The sequence below is a fragment of the Azospirillum sp. B4 genome, from assembly GCF_000333275.1.
Lineage (GTDB): Bacteria > Pseudomonadota > Alphaproteobacteria > Azospirillales > Azospirillaceae > Nitrospirillum.
Genome location: NZ_BACU01000550.1, coordinates 1 through 988, shown reverse-complemented (window position 1 = coordinate 988; position 988 = coordinate 1). Strand labels below are relative to the sequence as shown.

Here is a 988-nt window from a genome sequence, read left to right as displayed (position 1 = left end):
GGTGGCTCAGCGCTGATGTGGGGGGCCGTGGTCATCGCCGCCCCGGTGATCCCCGCCGGGCCACCGTGGCGCCCGCCCGGCCCGGGACCAGGACGGTTGTCATGATGGTCCCCGCCCGGCCCCGGGCCGGACGGCCAGGTCCGGGACCTGGGCGGTGGTCGTCCGGGCGGTGGTCGTGATGATCGCCTGGGCCTGGGCCCGGGCGATAGTCGTGATGATCCCACCCCGGGCGGCCCGGGCCGGGGCCGGGGCGGAACTCATGGCCCGGATGATAGATGGGACGGGGCGGGGCGATGCGCTCCCAGCGGTGGCGTTCACTGAACCAGGGCCGGTCGCGGTAGTAGCGGCCCCAGTAATCGTTGAAGCATCCAGAACGCTCCGGACTGGATGGCCAATATCGAGGCCTTCTATGAAAAGGACGGCTTCACCCTGGACCTGATCTACCACTACACCGGTGCCTATGTGGCCCAGTACGATTACCTGGGCCTGGGCAGCAGCTGGGACGACCTGTGGGTCCGGTCGTCGCAGCGGGTGGACCTGCATGCCGGCTACGACTTCGGCTATGGCGTGCGGGCCGACCTGTCGGTGGCCAACCTGTTCGACGACGTCTCCTACTGGTCGCACATCGGCAAGTCGAGCCTGGCCATCTCCGACGTGGTGGAGACGGGCCGGACCATCCTGGTCAGCATGAAGTACAGCTACTGATCCTGCTCTGTGACGGAAGGTCCTGGTGGCGGTCACCAGGACCTTTCCCTATTCTGCGGGGGCCCTGTTCCGCGGGAGAATGAGGCCGGATGAACCGGCCCGTTTCCGTTGCGGGCCCCAGACACGGGATGCGGATGCCTATACGCCGTGATTTGCTGAAAATGGCCGTGGCCGGCGTGGGACTGGGCCTGGCGGGTCCGTCGCGCGCCGCGTCCTCGCCGGTGTCCCGGCGGCCGGCCGCCACGGCCCGGGGTTATGCCAGCCCGGCGGGGAGGCGGTGATC

1 protein-coding gene is annotated in these 988 nt (G+C 69.1%); it reads left to right on the top strand.

Annotation, left to right across the window (positions count from 1 at the left end):
* Positions 1 to 387: 387 nt before the first annotated feature.
* Complete coding sequence (locus I55_RS24865) at positions 388 to 705, top strand: TonB-dependent receptor (protein ID WP_044563412.1); 318 nt, start codon at positions 388 to 390, stop codon at positions 703 to 705.
* Positions 706 to 988 lie beyond the last annotated feature (283 nt).

Excerpts from the sequence above, each read along its gene's own strand:
- I55_RS24865 (WP_044563412.1), top strand. The coding sequence starts at position 388 with ATGGCCAATATCGAGGCCTTCTATGAAAAGGACGGCTTCACCCTGGAC.